The sequence below is a fragment of the Acinetobacter sp. YH12021 genome (assembly GCF_013420145.1).
Lineage (GTDB): Bacteria > Pseudomonadota > Gammaproteobacteria > Pseudomonadales > Moraxellaceae > Acinetobacter > Acinetobacter towneri.
In genome coordinates, this window is record NZ_VOYT01000005.1 from 1 (window position 1) to 26,814 (window position 26,814).

Sequence of the window (26,814 nt, forward strand, 5' to 3'; positions counted from 1 at the left end):
ACTGCTGGCTTGGCAATGTTTTTACTTTTGAGTAGTTCATGCAACAATGATAACCGAATATGGCTTATTGATCGGTACGAAAAATAATCACTAAATTGGTTGTTTTTTGATTTATGCAAGAGATCTAAAATATATTTCTATTTAAGATCTGGTGAGTTTGAAATCTATAATAGAAAAATGCATGTAAGAGGTAGGTTGGACAGGAATAGATTTTCTAGAGAAGTTTTAGATTTTCTTATGCGTGAACTTGAGTTTAGGATATCAGAAATAAGAAATTTAAAGAGAAGTGAATATTATAACCCTAAAATATCAACTATTTTTTTACCCACATATAGAAGAATTGAAAATGATTCTTCCGAAATTTTGGGAGATTTTAAAGTTAAAGAAGACTCACATATATCTTTTGGAATTAAAGATGTTGTCACACTTTATTCAGATATTTTTAAAAAAATAAAAGATTATAGTGTAGAGGCTTTCTCTAAAATTAATAATAAAATTATTGAACAATATATAGGCGAATCTATAAAGATTGATAAATCTAAATTAGAAAATTATACGGTTGATGATATAAGATTAATACTAGGACGTATTGGAAATAGTATAGATGAAAAAAATAAAGAAAAAATTCTTCTAAAGTATGTTTCTGATGGTGGTGATAGTAATTATATTAATTTGCTGTTAATAAATATGATAGATATTTATGAAAAACAAAAAAAAGTTGAAAATGAAATTATAAAATATACAACTGTTTGTAATAATTATCTTGTGGGTAAAACGATTAAATATTGTCCTGAAAATATGAAAATTCAATTGTTTCAGAATGGTAAGGAGTTGAGTTTTAATGTTTTTTCATCTGGAGAAAAACAAATAGTCTCATTGTTTGCTAAGCTTTACTTATTACCATTAAATGATCTTGATTGGTCAAATGAAAGCAAACTTTTGGATAATTTAACAAATAAGAAATTTTGGATAATTTTTGATGAACCAGAATTGTCGCTATCAGTTGAATGGCAGAAGAATCTTTTGCCAGATATTTTAGATTCAAATCGATGTGATTTTTTATTTGTAACTACGCATTCTCCATTCATATTTAAAAATGATTTGAAGTTCTCTACATCGGATATTAGGAATTATGTAAGTGAGTTCTGATATGTTTAATAGAGTAGATGACTTGTTAAATGAAGCTGAAGAAGCTCCTTTATATATTATTGAATTTGGTATAGCAAAGAGTAAAGGCTACGAAATATTTATAGGTATCGAAGGTGACGATCAACCTTACTATAATTCAGTTGTAAAAACTAAATTTCCAAATAAAAAAATAGCATTTATTCGATGTGGATTTCGAGAAAAGGTTTTAGATTATATTGAATATTTAAAAAAATGTGATTCGAAAGATTATCGGAATTCTATTTTTTTCGGTTTTGTAGATCATGATTATGATGAAGAATTTATTCCTGAATATAGCGATCGAACCTATGTAACTCCTTGTTACTCTTATGAAAACTTTTATACAACGATTTCAGCATTTCAGAGATTATTAGAAGCTAAATTTCATGTAAAAGACTTCAATGAATTTAGCCAAGATTTTGAAAGTGCGACAACAAATTATTTAAAATGCCGTGATCAATTTTTTAGTTTAATTAAAGATATAGAGGCTATTGTTCGCACTGGTTATCTCATGGAAAAAAAAGGGATTTCAAGTGAGAAAAAAACTCATGTGAGTAAATTTAAGCTAACTCAATCAATCGTATCTGTTAATGGTTTTCAATTTAACTTGACACAAACAATGCAGGATTGGGTGGATAATTTGGATAGATATGTTAAAAGAGAGTTTTACGATGAGGTGAGATCGAAATATGATGGATTGAACTCTGATGCACTTAATAATTTTATTAGAGGTAAAATTATTTTTGATTTTTATATACGTTATCTTCATGACTTATTAAGAGATGAAGCAGACAAAAATAGTCTATGTTTTAATGTAAGAAATCAGACTAGATTGTTCAATGATCAATTAAATGATAGAACTCAGGCAAAGAACTTATTAAATGTAAGGTTAAAATCTACAGACTTGGTAGAGGCTTCCTCTAATTTAGCACCTTTTGCAGACGTACCACCATGTTTGTTGAATTTTTTGGATAATATAATTCAAGAAAAGTTACCTATGAGTGCATAAAAAAATCCCCTCAAACGAGGGGATTTTTTTGAATCAAACTACAGCATTAAAGCGCCGCAATCTGTTCCATATTCGCTTTAATCTTCGCTAACTGGTCAGCAAACTCAGCAAGTTTCACTTTCTCACCTTCAACTACAGCCGCAGGGGCTTTCGCGACAAAACCTTCATTGCCAAGTTTAGTGGCAATTTGATCATGTTGCTTTTGAACCTTGTCTAAGTCTTTTTGTAGACGACCCAATTCCGCTTTAGGGTCAATTAAACCCTTCATCGGAACGAATACAGACACATGACCGACTACAGAAGAAGAAGACAATGGTGGTTGTTCAGCATCCGCTAGGAAGGTAATGCTTTCAACTTTTGCCAATGCTTTAAATAACGGTTCAATACGTGCGATTTGCGCTTTTTCCGCCTCAGTTGTGTTTTGAAGCAGAACAGGCAACAAGCGAGCGTTACCTAGACCCATCTCACCACGAATGTTACGCACCGCACCAATCAAACCTTGTAGCCATTGCATATCTGCTTCGGCTTGTTCGTTAATTTTGGCTTCATCTGCAACAGGGTAGTTTGCCAACATAATGGTTTCACCACCCAAGCCAATCATTGGTGCAAGGGTCTGCCAAATTTCTTCCGTCAAGTACGGCATGATTGGGTGAGCAAGACGTAAAGAAGCTTCCATCACCGCAAGCAATACGCGACGCACTTCCGCTTTACGCTCTTCAGAAACAGACTCATCATTCAGAACAGGTTTGGTTAGCTCTACATACCAGTCGCAGTATTCATTCCAAATAAAGTCATAAATCGCTTGCGCAGCCAAGTCTAAACGGTAAGTTGCAAACGCTTGATGAACAGCTTGCTCTGCCTTTTGTAAACGGCTCACAATCCACTGTTCAGGCAATTCCCAAAGGTCTTGACGTGCCTCTTGACCAACCGTTTGACCTTCAACATTCATCAATACAAAACGGGTAGCATTCCAAATTTTGTTGGCAAAGTTACGATAACCTTCCACACGTTTCATATCAAACTTGATGTCACGACCTGTATTTGCCAATGCGCAGAAGGTAAAACGAACCGCGTCTGTGCCATAAGCCTGAATCCCTTCTGGGAATTCTTTGCGGGTCGATTTTTCAATTTTTGCCGCTTGTTTCGGGTTCATCAAACCCGTCGTACGTTTTTGCACTAAAGTTTCAAGATCTACACCGTCAATCAAGTCTAATGGGTCAAGCACGTTGCCCTTAGACTTCGACATTTTTTGACCTTCGCTGTCACGTACCAAACCGTGAACGTAAACTGTTTTGAACGGTACTTGTGGCGTGCCATCTTCATTCTTCATGAAGTGCATGGTCATCATGATCATACGCGCCACCCAGAAGAAGATGATGTCAAAACCTGTCACCAATACATCAGTGGAGTGGAAGGTATTTAAGAAGTAGTTTTCTGCATCTTTCTTGGCATCACCCGTCCAACCTAAGGTCGAGAATGTCCAAAGTGCAGAGGAGAACCATGTATCGAGTACGTCTTCGTCTTGGTTTAATTGAACATCGGCAGGGATATTATTTTTCGTACGAACTTCTTCTTCGTTACGACCTACATAAACATTGCCTTCAGCATCGTACCAAGCAGGAATACGGTGACCCCACCACAATTGACGCGAGATACACCAGTCTTGAATGTTGTTCATCCACGCCATATACATATTGCTGTATTGCTCAGGCACGAACTTGATGCGACCATCTTGCACCGCTTCAATTGCAGGTTGCGCTAACGGTGCAATTTTCACATACCATTGGTCAGTCAATAATGGCTCAACAATTACGCCCGAACGGTCACCGCGAGGTGGTTTTAGCGTGTACGGTTGGATCTGATCTAACCAGCCTTCAGCTTCAGCTTGCTCAACCAATTTCTTACGTGCTTCAAAACGCTCTAAACCAATGTAGTCTGCAGGTGCAGGAATGGTTTTAGAAATTTGTTCACCTGCTTTTTCGATATATTCAAATTCAGCCAATACTTCAGCATTTTTGTTGAAGATATTGATGATTGGCAATTCGCAGCGTTTACCCACTTCATAGTCATTGAAGTCGTGTGCAGGGGTAATTTTTACACAGCCTGTACCAAATTCTTTATCGACATATTCATCTTTTACGATTGGAATAGCACGACCTGTAATTGGCAGGATGATGTTTTGACCAACAAGGTGCGAGTAACGCTCATCATCAAGGGCAACCGCAACCGCAGTATCACCCAGCAATGTTTCAGGACGAGTGGTTGCCACTACAATGTGATCTTTACCATCGTGAGTGCGTAGTGATTTATCTTCAAAGAAATATTTGAAGTGCCACAATGAACCTTGTTCTTCTTTATCCGACTCAACTTCTAAGTCAGAAAGGGCAGTTTGTAATTTTGGATCCCAGTTTACAAGGCGTTTGCCGCGGTAAATTAAACCTTCTTCGTGTAATTTCACGAAAACTTCTTTCACCGCATTCGATAAGCCTTCGTCCATAGTGAAGCGTTCACGTGACCAATCTACCGAAGAACCTAAACGGCGGATTTGACGGGTAATGTTACCGCCAGATTGTTCTTTCCATTCCCAGACTTTTTCGATGAATTTTTCACGACCTAAGTCATGGCGGCTGATATTTTGCGCGCCCAATTGACGCTCTACTACCATTTGTGTGGCAATACCCGCGTGGTCTGTACCCGGTTGCCATAAAGTATTTTTACCCGACATACGGTTAAAGCGCGTGAGGGCATCCATAATGGCGTTGTTAAAACCATGACCCATGTGCAAGCTACCTGTGACGTTTGGCGGCGGAATCATGATACAGAATGATTCGCCTTTTTCTGACGGCTTAAAGTAGCCATTTTCTTCCCAAGTCTTGTACCATTTTTTCTCGATCTCGGTAGGATCGTAGGTTGTAGCAATATTTTGCGCTGAATCAGTCATAGTAAGAACAGGTTAAAAGTGAATAAAAAATTGCAACTATTGTAGCAAAAAAATTGCCCGCTAAGCGAGATCCAACTCAGCCAAACTTATCGCAATTGGCAGTTGGGCAAACTCATCGTATGATGGGCGACAAGTATGATAAAAACTTCAAGTTCTCCGTTGCCTGTAACACTGTTTTAAACTGGGTTTAAGCAATGGATTTTAAAATAGATGAAAACACATCAATACTGTCAAAATAGGCAAGTTCAGTTATGACTTATGCTGTATCTTTAAAATTAAAACCAGAAACATATCAAAGATTTCAACACATTCATCAACAACTCAATGCAGGTGAATCGGAAAGTTTATCTAAAGCTTTGGGGGCGGTACTGACCGATATTTCATGTGAAATTATTGAGCAACTTTTTGGTGAATTGTCACGTTCTAGCCATTCACTGGATGGTGAATCTGAAAAAATTATTCAGCAAGTCATACAAACCATGCAAAAATATATGCCATGGTCGGTGTCGTTTTTTGGCAATGAACGCTTAACGCCTATGGTGAATTATCTGGCAAGCATGATGTATCAGCAGGAAGGGCAAGGTTTTGTGACTTATCCTGTCGATAGTATTGTTATGAAAGAAACGTTGGGTTGTATTGAGCAAATTCGGCAGGGCAACAGTGCATGTATTGCGCCTGCATTTAAAGGGTTTACTCAAATTATTGATCAGGGCGTGGGTTATTTAATTCGTGATCCGAAAAAAATGCTGAAATTTAATTTGGTGGTCGATAAAACTTTAAACGGCGTGATTCATTTGACTACGCAACTGGGGTATAAACGCCTAGAAAAAATGGGTGCGCAATTCGATTTGGAAAGTGCAGAGATATATTTAAACCATTTTCTTGGGTTTTTGCAGCATCCTGCAAAACCTAAGACTTAAATTTTGATGACTTAAATTTTTAAATAACGCGGACAAACGGTTATGGCAAAACGGGAAAACTTGGAACATAAAGTGGTGTGGATTACAGGTGCATCTTCTGGCATTGGTAAGGCATTGGCAAAAGAGTGTGCTTTACAAGGTGCACAAGTGATTTTAACCGCACGTCGTTATGAAGAACTTGAAAAAGTACGCGTGAGTTTGCTGAATCCTGAACGTCATCTTTCTGTATGTGCAGATATTACCAATGAAAGTCAGGTGTTACATGCGTATGAACAAGTTTTGGCACGTAAAGGACGCATTGACTGGCTAATTAATAATGCAGGTTTAAGTCAGCGCGCTTTAATTGCTGATACGACCATGCAGACTGAACGCACCATTATGGAAGTGGATTATTTTTCTCAGGTCTTTCTGACCAAAACTGTCTTGCCGACCTTTTTACAGCAAAAACATGGTCGCATTATTTTTGTATCTAGTGTTGCAGCATTATTGGGTACGCAATATCGCGCGTCATATTCTGCAGCGAAAAGTGCCATTCACATGTGGGCGAATAGTTTGCGTGCCGAAGTAGCGGAGCAGGGCGTACAGGTTTCAGTTGTTTTCCCAGGATTTGTGAATACCAATGTGTCTTTTAATGCGTTGAATGGTGAAGGCAAACCACAAGGACATCAAGATGAAGCCATTGAAAATGGTTTAGATGCCGATGTTTTTGCTAAAAATACAGTTAAAGCACTCATGGCAGGCGATGAATATATCGTGGTCGGGGGTGCTAAAGAAAAACTGGGCGTGTTGGTGTCGCGTTTATCGCCAAGTACTTTATATAAAATGATTCGTAAAACCAAAGTGAAGTAATTTTTAATCAAAGTGACTTCAAAATAAAATAAAAACAAAAAGAAGGATGAGCCATGCGTTTAATGATGAAAGGTATTTTTTTATTTATCAGCGCGTGGCTTTTCGCTTTCTTAGGGATGACTCAAACGACATTTGCCAAATTACAAACAAACGATGATTCGTTGTGTAAACAACCTGAATATATTGAAAAGATTTTACGACAGCACACAAATACAACCACAGTGAATGAGGACTTTTTGGCTTGTGCGGATTTCCCCAATGTTCCTGAACAAACTTTAATTGCTTATGCTGAAACTCAGACAAAAGATGATCAACCTGTAGATGATTATCAGCTGACTTTTTTAACCGTAAATAGTAAAACGCAAAAGCTTCATTCAATCTATCACGTGAAAGAGCTTTTGCCTTCAGATGCAATTGAACTGCGTTCTATCCAATTAGATTTGGCGCCGTATCAAGTTTCTGAAAGCTTAAGGGCAATTGGTTTAAGAAGGAATTATGCAGGACGTTCAAGTGCCAATCCATTTTCGGCGCAAGTACTCGATTTATATGATTTACAACATAACAAGAAAATTTTAAACGGCTTAATCGTAGCGCGCTATCAGGCAGAAACCGATACACGTTGTAATGCCAAAGTAATAGAAAGCAAAGCTATTTTAATGATCTTGCGAAATACAACTCGACAATATTTTGATATGCAATTACGTGATCGTATTCAACATTATGAAATGTCGGGCGATTTAGAAAATTGCAAAGAAACTAAACGAGTGTCTACTCAACAGCGTTTCACTTTAAAATTTGATGGTCGGCAATATCAAATTCCTCAGCCTTATCGAGATCAGTATTTATACTAAATTCTTTACAAACGCTGAAAGATGTACTCAGCGTTTTGCAGAGAATTGACTAACGCTATTTTGAACCGCCGTTCCATAAGCAAAGACTTCGACCATGCCGCCTTGCATCCCCAATTCTGTGGTGCTTAAACGCAGCCCCATAATATGATTTGCGCCCATTTTTTCAGCTTCTAATTTTAAACGGACGATGGCTTCACGACGCGCCCGCTCGACAATACTTTCATAACTGGTCAAGCGCCCGCCAAAGAAGTTCTGAATATTGGCAATCACAAACTTAAAATAATCATGAGAAATGACCACATTGCTGTGTATCAATTGCCCAAAATTGGGACTGGTCTGGAAGCGGTTATTATCAATCTGAATATAACTTAAACGCAGTTCTTGCTCGGCTAAATATTTGAAATGTTTGCGTTCGTTGTGTCGCCCAAAACCAAAGCCTACGGCAAATAAAATCGCAAAGACAACAATTTGCAGAATTAAATTATCCATGTGATGTTATTCCTGTTCAATAATCTTTGCTTTAGTGTGATGCTGGAAATGGGTCTGGAAGTTTAGGAATATCTGCCTCGACCACCACTGCTGTACCATAAACAAACAATTCCGAAGCACCTTGAGCGATATTTGAAGTAGAAAAGCGAATCCCAACAATAGCATTGGCACCTAAACCACGTGCTTTAGCAATCATACGATCCATCGCTTCTTGGCGTGATTCTTCTAGTAATTCGGTATAAGCCGTTAATTCACCACCGACAATATTTTTGAGTCCTGCCAAGAAGTCACGCCCCACATGCTTACTGCGTACGGTGCTGCCATAGACCACATCAATTTGCCGTGAAATACGATGACCTGGTACAGATTCAAGATTACTAAGCAACATAAGATTCTAATATTTAAAAACAAGACGTATTGAAGATATGAAATGTGCTTGCAAAAAGCAATAAAAAAGCCCACCGAAGTGAGCTGATTTAGTCTTTATATCTGAGCTGTTAAGCAGCAAATTTAAGGTAGACGCAAAGACTTATTGCGCTTTACGTTCTGCCGATGATGCAGGTTGTGATGTGGCATCTGAAGTATTGGCTTTCACACCGCCACCCAAAGATTTATACAACTCCACCTGATTGTTCAAATTGGCTTGTTCCAACAACAATAAACCTTGTTCTGCTGCATAAGACGTACGCTGTGCATCCAACACGGTTAAATAGTTGTCAATGCCTGCGCGGAAGCGTGCATTAGATAATTTATAAGTGGTATTGGTCGCATCAACCAAGCGTTTTTGTGCCGCTAAACGATCACCAATATTTTGACGAACTGCCAAAGCATCATTCACTTCACGGAATGCAGACTGAATTGATTTTTCATAGTCAGCCAAAGCAATTTGTTGATCCGTTTCTGAAATTTTGATGTTGGCTTGGCGTGTGCCCCAATCAAAAATTGGCAAGTCGATGCTCGGGCCCACTGCCCAAACAAAACTGCCTGATTTAAATAAATCACTCAAGTCAGTTGATGCATAGCCTGCATTGCCCGTGAGGCTAATGCTTGGGAATAAACGTGCTTTTGCTGCACCAATATTGGCACCCGCAGCCGACAGTCGATACTCTGCAGTACGAATATCAGGACGGTTATTCAGCAAGTCACTTGGTAAGCCAGCGCCAATTGCGGTAGTTTTGGTAATGTGCGTCACACGCTGCGTTGGCAATAACGCACTTGGAACTTGTTCGCCCACCAACAAGTTCAGCAAGTTTTGTGCTTGCGCGACTTGGGTTTTGTAGTTGGCGACATCATTACGTGCAGTTTCAACTGAAATTTGTGCCTGACGGACAGGTAATTCACTATCAATGCCGACATCAAAACGCTTTTTGTTGAGGTTATAAGACTCAAGCTGTGTTTTTAAGGTTTGGTCTGCCAGTTTTAAATTGGCATTGGCAAAAGAATAGTTGAGCCATGCTTGCGCCACCTGACCAATCAAGGCAATTTGTGTGGCATCACGCGAGCTTTGAGTTGCCAAGAAGTTATCTAATGCATTGTCTTTTAAGCTGCGTACACGACCCCAAAAATCTAGTTCGTAGGCAGTTACACCTAAACCAACGTTATAGCGTGTGTGTGTGCCTAAAGCAGTACCTTGGTCTTGACGCAGTACGCCACCGCTAGCACCAATGGTAGGTAACTGGTTGTTTTCGGTAATTTGATAGGCTTGTTGGGCACGTTGGATATTCAGCGTCGCTGTGCGTAAATCACGGTTATTGTTCAATGCCATATCCAAAACTTGTAATAAGCGTTGATCGGCAAAGAAATCTTTATAACCTTGTTCAGCCACTGAAGTACCCGATGCAGCAGCAGTATAGCTGCTTGGAATACTTGCCTGAGCGACGGGCTCTGGCCCACGCATACTTTGACAAGCTGTCAAAGCAAGCGCGAGGGCAGAAACCGCAATACCACGGCCTGTATGCGACCATAAGTTTTGCATCACGATACATGCTCCTGATTATTTTGTTGTTTTGGTTTGTATTTAAAGATACTTCTAATCCAGACATAGAATACAGGAATAAAGAAGATCCCTAACAAGGTTGAGCTAATCACACCACCTAACACACCATAACCTACTGAGTGTTGGCTACCTGCACCCGCACCTGATGAAAGTGCAAGCGGCAATACACCAAAACCAAAGGCCAAAGTGGTCATAATGATTGGGCGTAAACGCATTTTTGCAGCATGCAAGGTCGCTTCAAACAGGTCTTCACCTTTTTCTTGTAGCTCTTTGGCAAATTCCACAATCAAAATCGCGTTTTTGGCTGATAAACCAATCACGGCAATAATTGCCACTTGGAAGTAAATGTTGTTGGATAGGTTCGGGTTTTTGAACAAGATCATGCCCCCGAAGGTGAGCAATAATGCTCCGACAATACCCAACGGTACCACCAACAGCACCGAGAATGGAATAGACCAGCTTTCATACAAGGCTGCCAAACACAAGAATACAATCAGTAATGACAGTGCATAGAGGAATGGTGCCTGATCGCCCGATTCACGTTCTTCAAGTGATAAACCTGTCCATTCATAGTCAAAGCCGTTTAAGCCCATAGATGGAAGTTTTGCGACAATTTCTTCCATCGCTTGCATGGCTTCACCAGAGCTGACACCTGGCGCAGGTGCACCCTGAATGTTCTTGGCAGATACGCCGTTATAGCGTTCCAAACGAGGTGAACCATAAGTCCATTCACCTGTTGCAAAGGCAGAGAATGGCACCATTTCACCACGGTTGTTGCGGACATACCACTTGTTCAGGTCTTCAGGCATCATGCGTGAATCAGATTCGGCTTGCACATAGACTTTTTTCACGCGACCACGGTCAATAAAGTCATTGATGTACGAACCACCCCAAGCCATGCCCATGGTGCTGTTGATTTCAGCAATGCTGACACCTGCCGCACCTGCTTGCGCTTGGTCAATAATAATACGGTACTGTGGTGTATCTTCTTGACCATTTGGACGTACGCCCATTAAGCGAGGGTCTTTAGATGCTTCACCCAACACAATATTACGTGCCATGGTGAGTTTTTCATGACCATTGCCCGCAGCATCTTTCAGTTGCAAGTTAAAGCCTGAGCTGACACCTAATTCTGGCATCGCAGGAAGCTGTAATGGCATGATGTAAGTGGCATCTTTCACAATCATGTTCAGTGCCATACCACGCTGGATAATTGCACCAACTTGAGATTCAGGGCTTGTACGCTCACTCCAGTCTTTTAACTTAATGAACGCCATACCTGCGTTTTGACCAACGCCTGAGAAAGAGAAGCCTGAAACACTAAATACCGACTGCACATGCTCTTTTTCATTTTCTCTGAAAAAGTTGGTCATGCTGGTCATGGTGGCGTCAGTACGTTCCAAAGTTGCATTTGGTGGGAGTTGTACCAATGTCATCACCACGCCCTGATCTTCATCAGGCAAGAATGATGATGGTAGTTTTTGGAACACTAACACAATAATGCCCAGTACCACTGCATATAAAACCCCCGAGAAGATTTTATGATGCGTCATGCGGTTAACACCGCCTTGATACTTAACCGAGAGCTTATCAAAACTGCGGTTAAACCAGCGGAAGAAACGCGCAAAAATACCGTTGCTTTCAGGCTTGTTTGGATCGTGTTGTTTAAGAATCGTGGCACATAGGGCAGGGGTAAAGGTCAACGCTACGACCAGTGACAACACCATTGCAGTCACAAGCGTAATTGAGAATTGACGATAAATAACGCCTGTAGTCCCACCAAAGAATGCCATAGGTACGAATACCGCAGACAATACCGAGGTAATCCCGATCAGTGCGCCTGAAATCTGTTTCATCGACTTTTCAGTCGCCGCCACAGGGTCAAGATGTTCTTCGACCATGACACGTTCTACGTTTTCCACCACGACAATTGCGTCATCGACCAATAGACCAATCGCCAGTACCATGGCAAACATGGTCAGGGTGTTAATCGAGAAGCCAAACATGTTGATCACGGCAAAGGTACCCAGTACCACCACAGGTACGGCCATAGTTGGAATAATTGTGGCGCGCCAGTTCTGCAAGAACAGGAACATCACAATAAAGACCAAAATGATCGCTTCAATTAAGGTTTTAACAACACTCTTAATCGAAAGTTCAATAAATGGCGTGGTATCAAAAGCCAACTCATCCTTTAAACCCGCAGGGTAGTTAGGACGTAATTGCTTGAGGCGTTCTTCCACAGCAGCAGCAGTATCTAGGGCGTTAGCACCTGTAGATAATTTAATTGCGACACCGCCCGCAGGCTTGCCGTTGTATTTAGAAATAAACTGATAGTTGTCTGCACCAAGTTCAATTCGTGCCACATCACCCAAGCGCACTTGAGCGCCTGAAGCGGTATTTTTTAGAAAAATATTGCTGAATTGTTCAGGTGTTTGCAGCAAGCTTTGCGCAGTTACTGTAGCATTCAAAGCCTGACCTTGAATTGCAGGTGCGCCGCCCAATTGACCTACCGCAACCTGTGCGTTTTGGGTACGAATCGCTTGAGCAATATCACTTGGTGTGACTTGCAAGCTTGCCATTTTGGCAGGATCCATCCAAATACGCATCGCGTATGAGCCACCAAAGACTTGTACTTCACCCACACCTGCAACACGGCTCAGCGGTTCAGAAATGTTAGAGTTAACATAGTCTTTAATATCATCGGCAGACAGGCTTTCATCAGGTGAATAAAAAGCGAGAACCTGTAAGAAGCTCGCTCCTGATTTGGTCACTTTCACGCCTTGACGTTGCACATCATCAGGCAAGAGCGCCGTAGCAGATTGCAATTTGTTCTGTACTTGAACCTGTGCAATATCTGGGTCGATACCTTGTTCAAAGTTTAACGTAATGGATGCAGAACCGTTCCCCGCACTGTTGGATGAAATATAGCGCAGACCATCCAAGCCGTTCATTTGTTGTTCAATAATTTGCGTTACTGTGTTTTCCACAGTTTCAGCAGATGCACCCGGATAGGTTGCAGCAATGGTGACCGTTGGCGGTTCAATGGTCGGATATTGGGCAATTGGCATATTGGTGAGGGTAATAATCCCCGCCAACATGATTACCAATGAAATCACCCATGCAAAAATGGGGCGATGAATAAAAAAGTGAGCCATTAACGTCTACTCCTTATGCATTTGAAGTAGCTTTTGGTTCAGTGGCTTGGGCTTCTGAGGCTGGTTGGGCATCACCCGATTTTGCTGGTGCAGCAGGTGCGGCTTGTGGAGCAGCGCCTTGCGGTTGATACGGCTTAGCGACCACTTGCTGTTCAGGTTTTACTTTGGCAATACCTTCGACAATCACTTTATCGCCAGTTTGCAAACCTTCAGTCACAATCCAGTTGCTGCCTTGCGTACCAACTGTGGTCACAGGACGCGGTTCAACAATACCTTTGGCATTCACAATCATTGCCATTGCCTGACCTGTTGGGGTACGGCTAATCGCAGCTTGTGGAATTAAGATTGCGTTAGGAATCACACCTTGCACAATTTGCGCAGTGGCAAACATACCTGGCAATAATAAATGATTTGAATTTGGGAACACGGCGCGTAAAGTCACGGTGCCTGTTTCTGGGTTCACGCTGGCATCAGAAAAAGCCAAACGACCTTCAACAGGGTAGTAGCTGCCATCTTCAAGTTTTAATTTTACTTTGGTGTTGTTGCTGCTATTTAAACTACCTTGACTCAATTGCTGACGTAAACGTAGTAACTCTGCGCTGGACTGATTGATGTCTACATAAATTGGGTCTAAGCGTTGAATCGTCACCAACGGTTCCGCCTGACTCGCAGTAACCAATGCACCTGCAGTCACAGTAGAGCGGTTAGTTTGCCCTGAAATTGGGGCACGTACAGTCGAATAGCCTAGGTTAATTTCGGCATTGCGTACTTCTGCTTGAGTCGCAGCAACATCGGCTTCGGCAAGTTTTACCTGTGCCACAATGTCATCATATTCTTGTTTAGAGATTGCATTGCTGCCTACCAACTGACGGTAACGACCTTCTTTAATGCGTAACACATTCAATTGCGCTTGCTGGCGGGTGAGTGCTGCACGGCTACTGTCTAGACTGGCACGGTTGGTACGTGAGTCAATTTCATAAAGCGCCTGACCCTCACGCACGTAGCTGCCTTCGGTAAATAAACGTTTCAGAACCACACCACTGGTTTGTGGGCGAACTTCTGAAATTTCAAAGGCTGTGGTACGTCCAGACAGTTCTACAGACTGTTCCACGCTTTGTGGCTGTGCCACCAGTACGCCAACCTCAGTCGGTGGCATTTGCTGAGCTGCACCTGCTTGCTGTGCATCTTTTGGATCTTTGCTACAACCCACAAGTGCTAAACTTGTGGCTAATGCGCAAGCAGTCAGGGCAGGAGCCCAAAGCTTTGCAGACATCATTCTTTCACCTCTATTAGATTTTTATCTAAACTTATGTATGGGTTTGTCTTGCAGATATTGAGCGCAAAACAGATACCACAATGTGATCCAAATAAAACTTATGCTCCAACCAGAGAGGACATCTGAAGGATAGTGCACTCCCAGATACACACGGGAAATGCCCATCAGCAACATCCATAACCACGCGCACACAGACAAAATTTTATGCGCTGGATGTTGCAAACTCAGGTAAATCACCAAACAACCTAAAGTTGCAGCATAAAAACTATGAGCGCTTGGAAATGATGCGCCAAAAGTTTCCACCAAATGCAATGCTTCAGGCGGGCGGGGTCGCGCGAATAGGTATTTGAGCAGCCATGAAAGCGCAATACTTACGACCAGTCCTACACTGATAAAAACAATTTTTGTGTATTTTTTATACCATGCCAAATAGAAACACCATAGGCAGGTTAAAAATAATACAAATGGCATGCCACCTAATACAGAAAGTGTGATTGCCAATTGATTCAAATGTGCGGTGCGCTGGGTACTTAAAAACTCTACACTGGCAACATCAAATTGTTGCCAACTTGGAATGTTTAGCACTAACACACTGATTATAAATAGTAAACTACCGAGATAAAGCAGTATTTTAGGCATGCTAAAAATCCCTGTAAGTTTAACCGATTTGAGCACGGTTGATGAATGGAATAAAGTGTACTAGTCAGTACACCTTATTTCAAGCCAATGTAAATGAGAAGAATTTCTTTTTTTGTTACTTTGTGCGCAATGTAAATGTGCACTAAATTTTAGCATTTCGTTCAGTATTTGAGGATGAATCGTCATCCACTGTAATTGGTTGTTTCGGTGGCCAAAAGAAATCACTTGGACGGGTTAAGAAGTGAGTCAGCACCAATTTTGCCAAAGGTTTCCACTGTTCAAAACGTACCCGACGCGCACGCAATGCCACAATAATGGTTAAAGTAAAGCTGACAAATAAGTTGGTTAAACCAATTAGCAGTACGCCTAAAAAGGACACAATAATCAGGCCAATTTCAGGTGAGCCATTAATATTCATTAAACCCTGAATAAAGTTGGCAGAAGCGAAGGCAATGTGGCGAATATCAATCGGTAAACCCAAAATATAACCCAGTGTGGCGGTACTGCCGAGCATAATCCCGAACAGGAAATTACCTGCCAAAGCCCCTAAGTTTCGTTCTATATAATTGGCAAATATATTGAGACGTTCTTGCCCGAGTAGCTTTTTTAAATGCAGATGGGCTTTTAGGCGTGGCCCGACTTTACGATACACGGCCATGTTATCGAAATAACCTGCAATCAAACCAGACAGAAATAAAAATACCCCTGCAATGGCGGCATGTGGAATGGCAAGTGAAGTAAACGGATTCAAGTCGTGCAGCATATTGGATGCTTTGGCATGTGACATCAACGGTTCATGCAACATGGCATCCCAACTAAAAGCAATTAAGGCTGCGACTGGAATGGCAATCGAGATATTGCCCAAAATGGCGACGAACTGCGTGCGGATAATATTAATAATTAAGGCAGCAAGTTCGGCAATTTGTGCCATTTTAGAGCCTTTACGATGCTGTACCGTAGAAGCCAATGCTGCAGCAGTCATTGCGGGTTGTTTGGTGGCAACAGTAAAGTGCAAGACATGAATCAGCATAAAACCAAATGAATAAATCATGCTGTTGATGATGGCCTGCATCATCGGAGCGAGCACTAAACGCGAGGCGAGGGTTTTTAAAGTCGCCATCGTGGCAATTAAAACACCTGCACCTGCCGCAGCTTTATACATGCCCCAAAAGCCGTCTTTGTCGGTACTTACATAATGCTCACCCGTTTTACTAGCATTTTCAGTGACTTGTAAGGCAATTAACTCACTGTTTTCTGCAAGCAAGGAGCGTACACTGCGTTCGCTATACAATGCCGCAGTTACATCTACCAGTAATTGTCCTGCCGAAACATAACGGACTTTGTCTTGCGCCACGATTAAATTTAGCAACAGCTCAATCCGCTCTAAACATTGTTCCAGTAAAGACAATAAATAAGTCAGGCTGATACTGACGCCAGTACGTTTAGTCGCACGACGAATTTTACTGCTGACATCATGACATTGGTCAATCATTACCAAAGCTTGAGAGGCATCGGGTGGTTGAATGGCACTGATTTGATCGTGTTGCTGATCGGCAACTTTATAAAGCTGAATAAACTCGTTGATTTCGCGGTTTTGTGCCAAAAAAGGTGAATCATATTCACTTAGTTCAGGATAGGCACTAATAAATTCAGGATATAAACCAATGCCGCTGACCCGATATGACAGCACTGTTAGAGCTTTAATAATTTCACTGCGAATCAGGCGTTTTTGTGTTTGTCCGCCATGTCCGCGATTCAGTAAAGTAAATAATTGCTGCCATTCGGTATCTTCAATATTGTCGAGCCAGTATTTATCACTACGTAGTGGAAAAACTCGACGGACTAAATCTTGCAGTTGGCTTTCATCATTAATCAGCGGTAAAAAGTGCGCGCCCAAACGCTGAAACAACTGATTCCAAAAACCATCGAGCGATAAAATTCCCGTGTCGGCATATAAACTGGTTTGTTTGTATTGATTGATTAGACGTAAAACAAAATGTTGCAAGGTTGAGCTGGCATCGGGTGTCAGCAGCAAGGCTTGTAAGAAAGCTTGAAACTTTTGATGAGTTTCTTCTAAATCTTGAGTGTCACTTGGACGGATACGATTGACCAGTTCAATCAGCAGATTTTCATCCAGAACAGCTTTTGGTGTATCCAGCTGTTCTTGCATTTTTCTAAATAAATCGTTGAGTTTTATATGCATAAGCTGCTTAAATTATTGAATGCGATGTAAAGCCAATAAGGCTAAATTCTTTAAGGCCTGACGATACTCCGAGTCTGGCAGTGCTTCTAAAGCGGCAATAGCGGCTTCTGTTTCTTCTGTGGCACGTTGGCGGCAATAATCGAGAGCGCCAGAGGACTGCACAATGGCAATAACCTGATCGAGGTCAGAAGTACCACCTGTCGCAATACTGCGACGAATAATTTGATGTTGTTCGCCAGTGGTATTTCTTAATGCAGAGATTAAAGGCAAAGTTGGTTTGCCTTCCATTAAATCATCGCCAATATTTTTACCTAATGTTTCAGCGTCTGATGTGTAATCTAAAATATCATCAATAATTTGGAAGGCATTGCCAAAGTGTCCTGCAAATAAACGCAACGGCTCACGGTACTGTGGCGTGCCTGTTAAAATTGCTGCACCTTCAGTGGCAAGTTCAAATAAACGTGAAGTTTTGCCGTGAATAATGTCTAAATAAATTTGTTCTGTAGTGTCAGGTTGATGCTGTGCCTGTAATTGTAAAACTTCACCTTCGGCAATTTCACAAGTCCCTGTAGAAAAGTCTTTTAGCAATACCAAATCGTTTAAATCGACCAATAAGTCAAAGGCGCGGGAGATTAAAAAGTCACCGACTAAAACCGCTGTTTGGTTATTCCAAGTGGCGTTAGCAGTAGGTCGACCACGACGTAAACCAGACTCATCCACCACATCATCATGCACTAAAGTTGCGGTATGCAGCATTTCAATAATTGCAGCCAGTTTGCGTTGACGTTCTAAATCTTCTGCACCACAAGCTTTGGCAGCAAGTAGGCACATAATTGGACGCATGCGCTTACCGCCAGCTTCGACCACATGCTTACTAACCGCCATCACTAACGCGACTTTAGAGGTAATCCCTTCATTAATAAATGTATCCATCGCGGCAAAATCAGAAGCAACAGGGGCGAGAATGTCTTGCTTAAAGTCGATGGTCATGTGAAGAGAAACCTCAATAATATTGAATGACAACTTAGTTGAATCAGTTGTAACTTATGTTACAGCCAAGAAAACTGCTTAAGTCTGCGAAAATAACGCAATGAATGCAATAGTTAGGCACCTGCCAAATGCTGTAATTGTTAATTCTACTAGAAAACGAAGTCAATAACTTTGTGGGTAAATTCAGTTATTTGCTCAAGTTGGGCATGATTTTAACAAGCACAGCAGTTTACGCCAACACAATCTGTCTGTATTGATTGATCCATTGAATATGGATGAGGCTGCAGAAAGTCATTTACGCGGCTGGGTATTAAATAATCAACCTTGTTGTGCAATAATTGCCGTAAATGGCTTGTTGTTTGTGCGAATATCGCTTAAAATCTTTGCCCTTGAATAACCCCCAGTGGCGTTCGTTTTAAGATCGATATATCCCTTTATCGGCACGACGACACGGGCATGTTTGGAGTACATTATGTACGCAGTAATCCAAAGCGGTGGTAAACAGCACCGTGTTGTTGAGGGTGAAACCCTTAAAGTTGAATTATTGAAAGCTGAAACTGGCGCAACTATTACGTTTGATGACGTATTAATGGTTGTAAACGGTGACAACGTTCAAATCGGTGCTCCAGTTGTTGCTGGCGCTAAAGTAACTGCAGAAGTGGTTGGTCATGGTCGTCACGACAAAATCCGTATTGTTAAAATGCGTCGTCGTAAACACTACCGTAAGCAACAAGGTCACCGTCAATGGTTTACCGAGTTGAAAATTACTGGTATTGCAGGCTAATCACTAGGAGTAAATAGACATGGCAACTAAAAAAGCCGGTGGATCGACTAAGAACGGTCGTGATTCGAATCCTAAGATGTTAGGTGTTAAAGTTTACGGTGGTCAAACTGTAACTGCTGGTAACATCATCGTTCGTCAACGTGGTACAGAATTCCACGCTGGTGCAAACGTAGGTATGGGCCGTGACCATACTTTATTTGCTACTGCTGACGGCGTAGTAAAATTCGAAGTGAAAGGTCAATTTGGCCGTCGCTACGTATCTGTTGAAGCGTAAGCTGAAATAGTGAAAAAACCCACAAGTGATTGTGGGTTTTTTTATGCTTGTATGATGGGAAATTAGGGTCAAAGGATAACTTTTAGTTCTTCATCATGATGGATAAATTTCTACATTTTATATTAATAAGCATACAAAACTTCTTATTTTCTATCATATTAGCGCCAGAAATTGGTTTAAGATGGGACATCCAAAACATTGCGATTGAGCAAATATAAAAAGGTGAATCTATGAATATGCTTCGTAAAACGATGTGTGCTGTGGCATTGGGTGCAACCACTTTGGCGCCAATCATGAGTACTACAGTGTTTGCTGCGCCAGTGGCAGCATCGGAGCAACAAGCGACAGCAAACCTTGTTAAACAATTGAATGGTATTAAAAGTTTTACCGCCAATTTTGAGCAAACCACAAAAGTTAGCAACAATGGCAAGGCTTTGCCAAACCGTGGTTTATCGGCACAGCACATGAACCAGAATTTTAAAGGGGTTATGAAAGTTGAGCGTCCAGGTAAATTCTTTTGGGAAACCACCAGTCCAGCCAAACAAACAATTGTGACTACGGGTAAAACCGTATGGATTTATGACCCAGACTTACAACAAGCTGTACGCCAAAGCCTAGATGATCAAGTGGCAAATACGCCTGCGTTGTTGCTTTCGGGCAATACCAATCAAATCATGCAGTCGTATCGTGTGACCCAGCCGAATAAGTCAAAGACTTATTACACCTTATACCCAAAAAGTGATGATGGCGTATTTCAGAGTTTAACCATTAGTTTTGGTGCGCGTAACGCGCCAACCTTAATGATTTTACAGGACTCATTGGGACAAACCACGCATGTGCGCTTTAATAATGTAAAAGTCAATGCGGCGATACCAGCCTCAACTTTTAATTTTACTCCACCAAAAGGCACGGACATTATTGATCAATAATTGAATGTTTTCATACATTCTTTTAAAAGCATAATTTGTTATTCCTTATCCTAGCCTTCTCCCACAGGGAGAAGGTTTTCAGCTTCAGCATAGCGGAAATTTATTTGAATATTCTTCCCGAGAAATCCACAATTTCTGTGGATAAATCTTGGGATAATTCACATTTTGCAGTATGCAGGATATAGACTGAGTCATCACAGATCATCATTTTGCACTAATGATGTGTTATCAATATTTTGATTTATAATGAAAAAATAAAAATAATCATACAAAAATATGAGCATTAATTTTAAGCAACTTTATCCCCCGATTATTCCGTTACACAACTGCTCTAGGATTGAACAGCGAGAGTTATCTATAGTCTTGACTAATTCAATTGAAGCAATTTTATCGCAAGATTTGTGCAGGTTTGCATTTCTAATCATTGGACTTTATGAATCGTGGTAGAAGGGGAATTTAATGCAATATTTAAAATCACAGGTGTTTTTGGGTGCTGTCGCTTTAAGTTCGGTTCTGTTGTTGACTGCATGTCAGCCAAAGAGTGAGGCAACTTCTAAAACCGAAACTGAGCAAGCTGCGCCTGCATCTGTCACAGCCGAGATTCCTGTGATTCAAGCTAAAGTGGTGGCGCTTAAATTGCCACAACAGCAAATTTGTGATGAAGAAGGCTGTACTGCTTACGATATTCAGACAGTAAAAACCAATGTGGCGTGGATTGATGAATATTTTATGCAGCGTTTGCAAAAGGCAGACCCAATTGCATTTTCTGAAGCTGCGGCATCAACTGCAACGCCAAAGGTAGAAGAAACCGATCCTATGCGACTGAGTCAGAGTTCGAGCTATGTGCGTTATATCGGGCAACATGCCAATTTAGCGACGTTTAGTTTGCAAAGCTATAGTTACCCTGCGGGTGCAGCACATGGTATTCATCACCAAGAATTTGTGACTTTTGATTTAAAACAGAAAAAGCGTTTGGCGTTGCAAGATATTATGCTGCCCAATACGGAAGCCAAAATGACAGAAGAATTATTTAACCATAATTATAACTGGCTAGATGAACATGATATTTCCCGTGAAAAGTTTAAACTGAGCGATAATTTTTATTATGGCGCCAATGGTTTGGTCTTTGTCTACCCGTTGTATGAATTGGCATCTTATGCAGAAGGTATGCCTGAGTTGATTCTGCCTTACTACGCGACAGAAAAATTAATAAAGTCTGAATATTTGCCAAGTTTGCCGCAGTATCCTAGCCAATAAAATTGCACAAAAATACGCAGAGATTGCTGTAATAAGGTGCAGCCGTGAATCGGGTTACTGTATTTTTTAACCCGAAGCGCTTACACTATAGCCAGTTTTTTTCTTATTCCAAGATTGGCTATGATTGACCCGAAATTACTCAGAAATAATATTGAGGCTGTAAATTTAGCCTTGGCAAAACGTGGTGTGCAATTAGATGTGGCAGAGTGGGCAGCACTTGAAGCACGTCGTAAAGAATTGCAATCTAAAACCGAAGCATTACAGGCAGAGCGTAATTCGGGCGCAAAACAAGTCGGTCAGATTAAAAAAGCAGGTGGTGATGCTTCTGAAATTATGGCTCGCATGGCTGCTATTGGCGATGAAATCAAAGCCGCTGAAGTGGCTTTGGCAGAGTTACAAGATGAGTTAGAAGCTAAATCATTGTCTATTCCAAACTTGCCAGATGAGTCTGTGCCTGAAGGTAAAGATGAAGCTGATAATGTGGAAGTATTGAAATGGGGCACACCACGCCAGTTTGATTTTGAAATTAAAGATCATACCGACCTTGGCGAAATGATGGGTGGTTTGGAATTTGAAACTGCAACCAAATTAACAGGTTCTCGTTTTAGCGTTCTGAAAGGGCCATTGGCGCGTTTACAACGTGCGATTACACAGTTCATGTTAGATACGCATACTGTTCAAAATGGTTATACCGAAGCGTATGTACCGTATTTGGTCAATGCAGATTCATTGCGTGGTACTGGTCAGCTGCCTAAATTTGAAGAAGATTTGTTCAAGCTACAAGGTGAAAAAGAACACTATCTAATTCCAACTGCCGAAGTTCCAGTAACCAACTTTGTGCGTGATGAAATCATTGATCCTGAACGCTTGCCATTAAAATATGCCGCTCATACCCCTTGTTTCCGCAGCGAAGCAGGTTCTTATGGTCGCGATACTCGTGGTTTAATCCGCCAACACCAATTTGATAAAGTCGAAATGGTGCAGATTGTAAAACCAGAAACCTCAATGCAGGCTTTAGAAGAATTGACTGGACATGCAGAAGGTATTTTGCAGGCACTTGGTTTACCGTACCGTAAAATTATTCTATGTGGTGGCGATATGGGCTTTGGCGCAACCAAAACCTATGACTTAGAAGTTTGGGTGCCAAGTCAAAACACTTACCGTGAAATTTCATCATGCTCAAACATGGGGGATTTCCAAGCGCGTCGTATGAAAGCACGCTACCGTGCCGACCAAAAGAAAACTGAATTTGTGCATACATTAAACGGTTCAGGTTTGGCGGTAGGACGTACTTTATTGGCTGTTATGGAAAACTATCAACGTGCCGATGGTTCGATTGAAATTCCTGCAGTATTACGTCCGTACATGGGCGGTTTAGAGTTTATTGACTAAGTTGAGTGCAGGTCGACTTAGGATGAAATTGCTTACAATCAGATTTAAATATTGAGGTTTAGTGTGGATATTTTTCCAATCTCGTTAAAGTTGCAGCAGCAACCTTGTCTGATTGTGGGCGGTGGGCATATTGCTTATCGCAAAGCGGTGTTACTGGCTAAAGCGGGCGCAAAAGTTGATGTGCTTGCCCCTGAAATTGATGTCAATTTATTGCAACTGGTGCAACAAAGTCAGGGGCAGTATGTACAGGATGTTTTTAGTCCATCTACTGCGTTACGTCACTATCGTTTGGTGATTGCTGCAACGGATAACAATTTGGTCAATCAGCAAGTTTTTGCAGCTTGCGAAGCCGAAAATGTGCTGGTCAATAGTGTTGATGATCCACCACATTGCCGTTTTATGGTGCCTGCCATCATTGACCGTTCGCCTTTGGTGATTTCAGTCGCGAGTAATGGCACATCGCCTGTATTGTCACGTCAAATTCGTACACAATTGGAAAGTACCATTCCGCATGGTATGGGCAAACTGGCAGAGTTTTCAGGTCAGTGGCGTGCCGCAGTAAAACAGAAAATTGTAAATCCAGATGAGCGCCGTATTTTTTGGGAGGAGCTATATGCCAGTCCTCTTAAAGAACAGGTGTTCAACGACAATCTTGACGCTGCAAACCAAAGTATCCAACAGGCTTTAGCGGAATGGCAAACACCGAAAGGCGAGGTGTATTTGGTTGGTGCAGGGCCAGGTGATCCTGAGTTACTGACCTTAAAAGCCTTGCGTTTAATGCAGCAAGCCGATGTGGTGATTTATGATCGTTTGGTGTCTGCACCTATTTTAGAATTGTGTCGCCGTGATGCCGAAAAAGTCTATGTCGGAAAAGCACGTTCTAACCATGCTGTACCGCAAGAAGGCATCAATGCATTATTGGTGAAATATGCACAAGCAGGTAAGCGAGTTTGCCGTTTAAAAGGTGGCGATCCGTTTATTTTTGGGCGTGGCGGTGAAGAAATTCAAGAATTGTATGAAGCAGGTGTGTCATTTCAGGTCGTACCGGGCATCACCGCAGCCTCGGGCTGTTCGGCTTATGCAGGCATTCCACTGACTCATCGAGATTATGCGCAAAGTGTGCGTTTCCTTACTGGGCATTTAAAAGAAGGTTCGCCTGAATTGCCGTGGTCAGAATTGGTGTATGAACACCAGACTTTGGTGCTGTATATGGGCTTGATTGGCTTAGAAAGCATTTGTGAAAAACTGATTGCACATGGACAACGGGCGGATATGCCTGTCGCCTTAATTTCTAAAGGCACGACCCCTGAACAAAAAGTGGTGGTGGGGACGTTGGCGGATATTGCCAGTAAAGTCGCACAGCACCACATTCAGGCGCCTACCTTGACCATTATTGGTGAAGTGGTCAATTTACGTGAACAGTTGAAATGGTAATGAATCTCCCCCAACCCCTCTTTTAAAAAGAGGGGAGTTCCTACATTTTCTAAAGGGAGCTGGGGAGGGATTGTGAAAAGTAGAGAAAATTTGTGATCCACGTTGTTTTATATGAGCCTGAAATTCCAGCCAATACAGGAAATATCATTCGTTTGTGTGCCAATACAGGTGCGCAATTACATTTGATTAAGCCATTAGGTTTTGAGTTGGATGATAAAAAGCTGAAACGTGCAGGTTTGGATTATCACGAATGGGCACGTATGCAGATTTGGGACAATCTTGAGCAATGCTTGGCTGATTTAGACAGCAAAGGCGTGGGTTTAGATGCGATTTATCCATTAACCACCAAAGGCACAGAAACACCACATACTTCGGATTTAAACCGACCTGTTGCCTTGTTGATGGGGCCTGAAACACGCGGTTTGCCAGAAGCCGTACGCATGTTGTTTCCGCAGCAGCACTGGATTCGTTTACCCATGGCAGAAAACTCACGTAGTTTAAACTTGTCCAATGCAACGGCTGTGATTGTGTATGAGGCATGGCGTCAGCAAGGTTTTAAAGCATTGCTCTAATTTGAGCATCAATTCATTTCAAATTTGATGCGATCTTCATCGTAATTGTATGCATTGATAGATAAAAAGCTGAGACAAAATTGTACTCAGCTTTTTTATTTTCGCTATTTTGCTGCTTTAAAGCTGAAACCCATTTGAGGCATAAGAAAAGGCGCATAAAGCGCCTGATCTTAAGAGGTTGAGATGCTATTTGTCTTAGCGATCATCAAACTCATTGTGCTGCGGAGCAGGGTGTTTAAAGCCTTTGGTTTTATAACCGAGGTATAAAACCCCAAACATCGCCCACCATAAGCCATACTTCAATGAAGTTTCATCGACTTCGAGCCATAAAGCAAAGACTGCAATAAAGCCGCACAACGGTACGATCACAAAATTGAGAATGTCTTTAAAGCCTTTGGTGCGACCATCACGTAGCGCATAACGTGAAATCACCGATAAATTCACAAAGCTAAATGCGGTGAGGGCACCAAAACTGATTAATGAAATGACAAAATCCAAGTTCATAAAACCAGCAGTTAACGCCACAGCACCTACAATTAAAATATTGTATGAAGGTGTATAGCTACGTGGGCTGATATGACCAAAGATTTTTTTGTTAATCACGCCATCACGACCCATCACGTACATTAAACGCGAAACGCCTGCATGAGCCGAAATACCAGATGCCATTACCGTTACAATAGCAAAGGCAAGCACATAAGACTGGAACAGCGAGCCGCCTACCAAGAGCAGAATTTCTGGCTGCGTTTCTGCAATATTTTTAAAGTAGCTGCCCGGTTCATTTGGGAAGAAAATCTGCATGAAATAGGTGCTGACAATAAAAATTACACCCGCAATTAGCGCAGTTAAGAACATTGCCTTCGGTAAGGTTTTTTCAGTGTCTTTGGTTTCTTCTGCAAGTGAGCTGAGTGAGTCAAAACCTGTAAATGAGAAGCAGAGTAGGGTTGCACCTGTAATCAATGCGCCTACCGAAGTAAGTTCATTCCAGAAAGGTTCTAAGCTCCATAACTGATAACGTTGCTCGGCAGTAATTGGACCATCGGCATTGAAGCCTGCCTGAAGTTTGGTGTACATCATCCATGTAAATACGCCAATGACCACCAACTGTACCAAAACGATCATACTGTTAAAGTTGGCGACAAAACGCGCGCCACGCAAGTTGACACCCGTCATAAATGCCGTGAGTACCACCACCCAAATCCAGTGATTCACATCAGGGAATAAGGCTTCCAGATAAATCACCGCCAAGATGATGTTGACCATTGGGGAGAGTAAATAATCTAGCCAAGATGACCAACCCACCATAAAACCAACGTTGGGATGAATCGATTTTTGTGCATAGGTATACGCCGACCCAGAAGAAGGATAACGACGAATCATGTGACCATAACTTAAAGAAGTTAAAAGAATGGCAACCAGTGCAAAAATATAAGATGTGGGTACGTGAAAATGACTTTCTTCCGATACTAAGCCGAAAGTGTCGAATAACGTCATCGGTTGAATGTAGGCTAAACCAATAATAATAATGTGCCAGAGTCCTAGCGTTTTTTGCAGTTTAGCTGCCGATTGAGTCCCAGAGATATTTGTCAACGGCGTTATCCTCTTAATCGTTGATCAAGGATCAGTCATGTTTGTTCAGGATTGTTTGAGACGAACAATCCCCCCTACATAAAAAGTAAAAACG

At 41.5% G+C, this 26,814-nt stretch carries 22 protein-coding genes; 12 read left to right on the forward strand and 10 right to left on the reverse strand.

The annotated features are described in order from the left end of the window. Nucleotides 1-237 precede the first annotated feature (237 nt). On the forward strand, nucleotides 238-1,149 hold the full coding sequence (locus FTT91_RS06065) for an AAA family ATPase (RefSeq protein WP_373686107.1): 912 nt from the start codon (nucleotides 238-240) through the stop codon (nucleotides 1,147-1,149). Beyond that, on the forward strand, nucleotides 1,139-2,176 hold the full coding sequence (locus tag FTT91_RS06070) for a DUF4435 domain-containing protein (RefSeq protein WP_180169150.1): 1,038 nt from the start codon (nucleotides 1,139-1,141) through the stop codon (nucleotides 2,174-2,176). The genes FTT91_RS06065 and FTT91_RS06070 overlap by 11 nt, the downstream gene beginning before the upstream one ends. A gap of 46 nt (nucleotides 2,177-2,222) precedes the next feature. Here the strand turns inward: FTT91_RS06070 and FTT91_RS06075 are convergent, their stop codons facing one another. Continuing rightward, nucleotides 2,223-5,117 (reverse strand): valine--tRNA ligase, encoded by a 2,895-nt coding sequence (locus FTT91_RS06075; RefSeq protein WP_180169151.1) that lies wholly within the window; start codon nucleotides 5,115-5,117, stop codon nucleotides 2,223-2,225. A gap of 251 nt (nucleotides 5,118-5,368) precedes the next feature. On the opposite strand from FTT91_RS06075, the gene FTT91_RS06080 reads away from it, so the two are divergent. From FTT91_RS06080 to FTT91_RS06090, 3 genes are read left to right on the forward strand one after another with little or no spacing between them, the layout of a single operon-like run. Then, on the forward strand, nucleotides 5,369-6,037 hold the full coding sequence (locus FTT91_RS06080; RefSeq protein ID WP_004972289.1) for a hypothetical protein: 669 nt from the start codon (nucleotides 5,369-5,371) through the stop codon (nucleotides 6,035-6,037). 42 nt (nucleotides 6,038-6,079) lie between these two features. Beyond that, nucleotides 6,080-6,886, forward strand: a complete 807-nt coding sequence (locus FTT91_RS06085; protein WP_004972288.1) for an SDR family NAD(P)-dependent oxidoreductase — start codon at nucleotides 6,080-6,082, stop codon at nucleotides 6,884-6,886. Between the two features lie 53 nt (nucleotides 6,887-6,939). Then, the gene (locus tag FTT91_RS06090; RefSeq protein WP_180072203.1) at nucleotides 6,940-7,737 is read left to right on the forward strand and encodes a hypothetical protein; all 798 of its coding nucleotides are present in this window, start codon (nucleotides 6,940-6,942) and stop codon (nucleotides 7,735-7,737) included. Nucleotides 7,738-7,764: 27 nt separating this feature from the next. Here FTT91_RS06090 and FTT91_RS06095 read toward each other — a convergent pair whose 3' ends face one another. From FTT91_RS06095 to sdsA, 8 genes are all read right to left on the reverse strand, one after another. Continuing rightward, the gene (locus tag FTT91_RS06095) at nucleotides 7,765-8,226 is read right to left on the reverse strand and encodes a YbjQ family protein (protein ID WP_004972286.1); all 462 of its coding nucleotides are present in this window, start codon (nucleotides 8,224-8,226) and stop codon (nucleotides 7,765-7,767) included. Nucleotides 8,227-8,257: 31 nt separating this feature from the next. Beyond that, complete coding sequence (locus tag FTT91_RS06100; RefSeq protein ID WP_004972285.1) at nucleotides 8,258-8,614, reverse strand: YbjQ family protein; 357 nt, start codon at nucleotides 8,612-8,614, stop codon at nucleotides 8,258-8,260. Nucleotides 8,615-8,755: 141 nt separating this feature from the next. After that, on the reverse strand, nucleotides 8,756-10,201 hold the full coding sequence (adeK, locus tag FTT91_RS06105) for a multidrug efflux RND transporter AdeIJK outer membrane channel subunit AdeK (RefSeq protein WP_178319252.1): 1,446 nt from the start codon (nucleotides 10,199-10,201) through the stop codon (nucleotides 8,756-8,758). Beyond that, nucleotides 10,201-13,380: an efflux RND transporter permease subunit gene (locus FTT91_RS06110; RefSeq protein ID WP_180169152.1), complete on the reverse strand. Its 3,180-nt coding sequence runs from the start codon at nucleotides 13,378-13,380 to the stop codon at nucleotides 10,201-10,203. Before FTT91_RS06110 ends, adeK begins: the two co-directional genes overlap by 1 nt. A 13-nt stretch (nucleotides 13,381-13,393) precedes the next feature. Further along, nucleotides 13,394-14,656 carry an efflux RND transporter periplasmic adaptor subunit gene (locus FTT91_RS06115; protein ID WP_180005767.1) on the reverse strand — a complete coding sequence of 421 codons (1,263 nt, stop codon included), beginning with the start codon at nucleotides 14,654-14,656 and terminating at the stop codon, nucleotides 13,394-13,396. Between the two features lie 21 nt (nucleotides 14,657-14,677). Next, nucleotides 14,678-15,295 carry a phosphatase PAP2 family protein gene (locus tag FTT91_RS06120; protein WP_004972280.1) on the reverse strand — a complete coding sequence of 206 codons (618 nt, stop codon included), beginning with the start codon at nucleotides 15,293-15,295 and terminating at the stop codon, nucleotides 14,678-14,680. Between the two features lie 142 nt (nucleotides 15,296-15,437). Then, nucleotides 15,438-17,498, reverse strand: a complete 2,061-nt coding sequence (locus FTT91_RS06125; RefSeq protein WP_004972279.1) for a site-specific recombinase — start codon at nucleotides 17,496-17,498, stop codon at nucleotides 15,438-15,440. A gap of 12 nt (nucleotides 17,499-17,510) precedes the next feature. After that, a complete protein-coding gene (sdsA, locus tag FTT91_RS06130; protein WP_104853134.1) occupies nucleotides 17,511-18,488 on the reverse strand; it encodes an All-trans-nonaprenyl-diphosphate synthase in 978 nt (325 codons plus the stop codon). A 472-nt stretch (nucleotides 18,489-18,960) separates the two neighbouring features. On the opposite strand from sdsA, the gene rplU reads away from it, so the two are divergent. From rplU to FTT91_RS06165, 7 genes are all read left to right on the forward strand, one after another. Next, nucleotides 18,961-19,272 (forward strand): 50S ribosomal protein L21, encoded by a 312-nt coding sequence (rplU, locus tag FTT91_RS06135; protein WP_004972275.1) that lies wholly within the window; start codon nucleotides 18,961-18,963, stop codon nucleotides 19,270-19,272. Between the two features lie 19 nt (nucleotides 19,273-19,291). Beyond that, nucleotides 19,292-19,546: a 50S ribosomal protein L27 gene (rpmA, locus tag FTT91_RS06140; protein WP_004760935.1), complete on the forward strand. Its 255-nt coding sequence runs from the start codon at nucleotides 19,292-19,294 to the stop codon at nucleotides 19,544-19,546. 230 nt (nucleotides 19,547-19,776) lie between these two features. After that, nucleotides 19,777-20,475 (forward strand): outer membrane lipoprotein chaperone LolA, encoded by a 699-nt coding sequence (gene lolA / locus FTT91_RS06145; protein ID WP_096902723.1) that lies wholly within the window; start codon nucleotides 19,777-19,779, stop codon nucleotides 20,473-20,475. Nucleotides 20,476-20,934: 459 nt separating this feature from the next. Then, nucleotides 20,935-21,732, forward strand: a complete 798-nt coding sequence (locus tag FTT91_RS06150; protein WP_131260689.1) for an RsiV family protein — start codon at nucleotides 20,935-20,937, stop codon at nucleotides 21,730-21,732. Between the two features lie 120 nt (nucleotides 21,733-21,852). After that, nucleotides 21,853-23,124 (forward strand): serine--tRNA ligase, encoded by a 1,272-nt coding sequence (gene serS, locus FTT91_RS06155; protein WP_179996285.1) that lies wholly within the window; start codon nucleotides 21,853-21,855, stop codon nucleotides 23,122-23,124. 63 nt (nucleotides 23,125-23,187) lie between these two features. Continuing rightward, nucleotides 23,188-24,558, forward strand: a complete 1,371-nt coding sequence (gene cysG, locus FTT91_RS06160; RefSeq protein WP_167845839.1) for a siroheme synthase CysG — start codon at nucleotides 23,188-23,190, stop codon at nucleotides 24,556-24,558. 92 nt (nucleotides 24,559-24,650) lie between these two features. Continuing rightward, a complete protein-coding gene (locus FTT91_RS06165; RefSeq protein WP_004972260.1) occupies nucleotides 24,651-25,130 on the forward strand; it encodes a tRNA (cytidine(34)-2'-O)-methyltransferase in 480 nt (159 codons plus the stop codon). A gap of 195 nt (nucleotides 25,131-25,325) precedes the next feature. Here the strand turns inward: FTT91_RS06165 and FTT91_RS06170 are convergent, their stop codons facing one another. Beyond that, a complete protein-coding gene (locus FTT91_RS06170; RefSeq protein ID WP_131260687.1) occupies nucleotides 25,326-26,720 on the reverse strand; it encodes an APC family permease in 1,395 nt (464 codons plus the stop codon). Nucleotides 26,721-26,814 lie beyond the last annotated feature (94 nt).